The 4,717-nt window shown below is 45.1% G+C and carries 2 protein-coding genes and 1 pseudogene; all 3 read right to left on the reverse strand.

Annotated features, from left to right (window positions below; all coding sequences use genetic code 11):
* Positions 1-319 (reverse strand): annotated as a pseudogene (locus tag AC1DPQ_RS18140) (sugar phosphate isomerase/epimerase); the annotation flags it as partial.
* 126 nt (positions 320-445) lie between these two features.
* The gene (locus tag AC1DPQ_RS18145) at positions 446-1,618 is read right to left on the reverse strand and encodes an efflux RND transporter periplasmic adaptor subunit (protein WP_477610443.1); all 1,173 of its coding nucleotides are present in this window, start codon (positions 1,616-1,618) and stop codon (positions 446-448) included.
* A 12-nt stretch (positions 1,619-1,630) separates the two neighbouring features.
* A partial coding sequence (locus AC1DPQ_RS18150) for a CusA/CzcA family heavy metal efflux RND transporter (protein ID WP_477610444.1) occupies positions 1,631-4,717 on the reverse strand: 3,087 nt, incomplete at its 5' end.

The following is a 4,717-nucleotide window of genomic DNA, read 5'->3' on the forward strand; positions in this document are numbered from 1 at the left end:
ATATAGGGCCCACGGCATACCCTACTATGTTATTATCCTTAAGTTTAGCATGAAAGGCAGCGATTTCTGCTGTTGTACTTTTAAAAGGCAAATGAAAGTCTTTGATACAGAGGTAATGTACATCAACCTTTTTCATCATTTTAAGCGATTCGTCAAGGCTAAAGTTAAGGAAGCTATAACCGGCAATTGCTAATTTAAAAGGGTCTTTACCCGCGGCATTGCCTTTAGCAGGCGCTGCAAAAACTGACGGGGCATTGATCAGCGTTGCCGCAGTTAACCCCAATATTCCTGTTTGTAAAAAATTTCTTCTTGTAGTCATCTTAATATATCTGGCGACTAAAGTTAATATTTAAATTGGTGCAGTTCAAACGTGCGAACAGATCTTTTAAAAAAAATGAATGGTTATTTACGGCATCAGTTTCTGCCAGCTATAAAGCTTAAATAGCTAATGTTCCTCACCTTCTTCTTCGGCATTCTTTACCTTGCTTAACAGATCGTAGGCGCCTTTTGTCACCACCTTCATATTATTGATCTGCCCGGCAAAAGAAACCTGGGTGTAACCATTTTCGGCAACACCTGTTTTTACCTCCATCATCCTGTACCGGTAAGTGTTACTGCCTTTATCGGCAGGCTGATCTATAAACACGAACTTTTTGCCTTCAAACTCAACAATAGCCGCATCGGGTAGTGCTTCAACCTTGTTCATTCCACTTTCTACATAAGCCTTAAGGTACATGCCCGGAAGCAGCTGTGTATCCTCCTTATCCAAATGGCAGTGAATTTGCACGGTACGCTCTTTACTAATTTCGCGGCCGATGAGATAAACTGTAGCCATGCGTTCCTTTTCCTCGTTGGCCAGTACAAAGCGGACTTTTTGCCCCAGCTTAAGCTTAGGCACATCCTTTTCAAATACCGTAAGCTCTGCATGCAGGTGCTCGGTATCGGCAATTTTGAACAGTACATCGGTTGTGCTGGCAAAGGCACCTATATTGGTATTCACCTGCGTAACGTAACCCKCCATTGGTGTGTAGAGGTTAAAGGTTTTCTGGATCTGCCCTTTTTCCAGCGCCGCAAAACTGATGTTCATAATGGAAAGTTTTGAACGCTGCCCCAGCAATCTTGCACTCACACTCTGGTATTCGCTCCTTGCTTTCTGAAGTGCTTTTTTGGAATTTACGTTTTCCTTTGCCAATTCTTCCTGGCGATCGAGCTCCTGCTTTAAAAACTGCAACTGACTTTTATAGTCCAGGTAGTCTTGTTGCATCTGAATGAATTCCGGATTCTGCATTACGGCTACGAGCGCCCCTTTGGCTACCCGTTTTCCCTGTAGCATATCGGTGCTTTTTACAATACCTTCCAGCGGTGTGGAAATAGATACCAGGCTTTGCGGAGGAAGATCGAGCATGCCGTTTACTTTCGTTGTTCCGCTTAATTCCTTCAACTCAATGTCTCCCAGGGTAATTTCTGATAGTTTGTGCTGCTCTGGGGTAAGGGTTACAATATCGCTCTCTTCGTGAACGATCTCTTTTTCGGGCTCCTTTTCTGTATTGGGGCTGCTACAGCCAGCCATATAAAATGGAAAGGACAGCAGGGTAAGATATTTATATATGGATCTCATGAGATTTATATTTTAAAATGAGTTGTTGTTACCGGTTAAAAATTCAATCTGGTTGATGCTCTGGCTTAACTGGAGCAGGGCCATCAGGCGCCCCTCGTAAATGCCATTTGCCTGTTTAAGGTTCAACAGGTATTCCGAATAGCCTATTTCTCCGTTCTGGTAGGCAATGCGGCTATTTTTTAATATCAGTGCCGCATTGGCTAGCGCCGAAGTAATAAAATAGTCATAACGTTTCCTGTTTTTCAGGTATTCGCCCAGGGCCTGCTGGTACTGGCCTGTTAGTTTTCGCTGATGGAGCTGCAGGTCGTTCGAGGCAATATCCCTATTAATGGATGCGGCCTTTGCCTTCGCAGAATAGGCGCTGTAAAATAGCGGAATGGAAAGCCCCACCTGAAAGCCCTGAAAACGTTTGTCGCGGCCAAAGAAAACATCACTGCCGTTAACGTTTTGAAAACCGGTTAGCGACTGGTTGAAATAACCCAGGGTAAAATCGGGCATTGCTTTGGCAAGCTCTACTTTTCGTTGTTTTTCGGCAATCACAATCTGTTGCCTGAAATAGGCAATGGCAGGATTTTTATTTAGAAGAGCCGTATCTCCGATCGAGATCTCGGGTGTTTCCTTTAAAAGCTTGTCGGCGATTAGGGGTAGCTCACCCCTTCCAATCAGCGTAGCAAGCTGCGTTTTATATATTTCGATATCAGAACGGTCTTGATCGAGCAGGTTCTGTACATCCTTAAGCTGTGTCTCGGCGGTTACCTTTTCAAGCAGGTTACCCTCACCTGTTTTGTATTTTAGCGAAGCTGATTTTACAAAACCCTTATAGATGCTGTCTTGCTCGAGCAGCAGTTTTTCCTTCGAATAGAGGTACTGAAGATTGGTGTAAACCGTCTTCACCTGAAAAATGAGTTCGTTTTTACTTGAAGCCACCTGAAGCTGGCCTGCTTTGATACGCTCATCCCCTAATGCCGCATTTGCGGCGAAAAGTGTTGGAAAGGGAATGCTTTGCGAAATGGTAAAGTTATTGTCGTTTTTGATCAGGCTGTTGTACTGCCCGTAAAGCATAGACACTTCAGTTTTGGGCATTTCGAAGGCGCTTTTCCTGAGTGCCTGTTGCAGCCCTACACCAAGGTTAGCCCCGCTAATCGCCCTGTTGTTTTCCAATGCCAAAGATACCGCCTGTTCAAGGGTTAACGCAGTTTGGGCCTTAGCAGGCTGAAATCCAAACAAGGTAATAGACATAACGATTATGCCTGCTACCGGAGCAATTCTTACTTTTTTCCTGCCCATTTTTTCTACCCAGATATAAAGCACCGGAAGTACCAAAAGGGTCAACAGTGTTGCAGAAATCAGTCCGCCGATAACAACCGTTGCCAATGGGCGCTGTACCTCAGCACCGCTTCCGCCCGAGATAGCCATTGGAAGAAAGCCCAGAGAAGCTACAAGGGCCGTCATAATAACCGGGCGAAGCCTAACCGAAGTTCCTGTTCTGATAATTTCGAGAATATCGTTCATTCCTTCTTTTTTTAACCTGTTAAATTCACTGATAAGCACAATACCATTCAGTACCGCCACACCAAAAAGCGCAATAAAACCGATGCCTGCAGAGATGCTAAATGGCATATCCCGTGCCCATAGCGCGAATACGCCACCAATGGCCGACAATGGAATTGCGGTAAAAATTAAAAGCGCATGTTTAATCGATGAAAAAGTAAGATAAAGCAACAGTAAAATGAGCAATAGCGCCAGTGGTACGGCAATACCCAATCTTTTGGTGGCTGCCTGCAGGTTCTCAAAAGTGCCGCCAAAGGTTGGATAATAACCTGGTAAAAACTTAACCTCTGCATCAATCTTCTGCTGGATTTCCTTTACAATACTTTCCACATCCCTTCCCCTCACATTAAAGCCAACAGTAATCCGTCGCTTTGCATCATCGCGCTGGATCTGGTTTGGACCTTCCCTGTACTGGATATCAGCCAGCTGTTCCAGCGGGATCTGGTTGCCATTGGGCGCAGTTACGAACAGATTCTTCACATCTTCCAGCGACTGCCTGTTTTCTTTTTCGAGGCGAACAACCATATCGAATCGCTTTTCGCCCTCGAACACCAGGCCAGCCACCTCTCCGGCAAATCCCGAGCGGATAGCCGTATTCACATCTTCGATGTTCAGTCCGAACTGCGCAATCTTTTCTCTATGAAATTTGATGATGACCTGTGGAAGTCCCGAAGCTTGTTCCACATAAATATCCTCAGCACCTTCGATTTTTCTGGCTATAACACCAATCTTAGCTGCATAGGCACTTAGCTTCGAAAAATCCTCTCCATAAACCTTGATTACAACATCCTGCCTGGCACCTGTCATAAGTTCATTAAAGCGCATCTGAATGGGCTGCTGGAACCCGAAAGTAACCCCAGGAATATACTGCTCAAGCTTGGCCTGCATTTTTCCCGCAAGCTCGTCTCTGGTCGAAGCATTTGTCCAGTCGCCTTTATCCTTTAAGATAATAATCAGGTCACAGGCTTCTACCGGCATGGGGTCGGTAGGAATCTCGCTAGAGCCAATCTTTCCGATCACCTCTTTTACTTCAGGAAAATTTGCCTTTAATACCTTTGCAGCCCTTGTAGCGGCCTCAATGGTCTGAGAAAGACTACTTCCGGTAAGTACCCTGGTTTCTACGGCAAAGTCGCCCTCCTCTAGCGTGGGAATAAATTCGGCGCCCAGGTAATTGAAAATAATGAGGCAAATGGCGAATAATCCTATTGCAATGCCAACAACGGCTACCCTTGCCCGAAGCGCAAAATTGAGCATTGGGGTATACACGCTTTGAAAAAAAGACATGATCTTGTCTGAGATATTTCTTTTGGTACTGATGGTTTTGTTTAGAAACAGCGCACTCATCATCGGCACATAAGTTAACGACAAGATAAAAGCGCCAAGGATAGCAAAAGTCACCGTTTGGGCCATTGGCCTGAACATTTTGCCTTCTATACCAACCAGTGCCAGAATCGGCAGGTAAACGATGAGGATAATGATTTCGCCGAAAGCAGCGCTGTTACGGATCTTGGAAGCAGATTCAAAAATCTCTGCATCCATCTCCTGCTG

Source organism: Pedobacter sp. 01T416_2 (assembly GCF_056398925.1).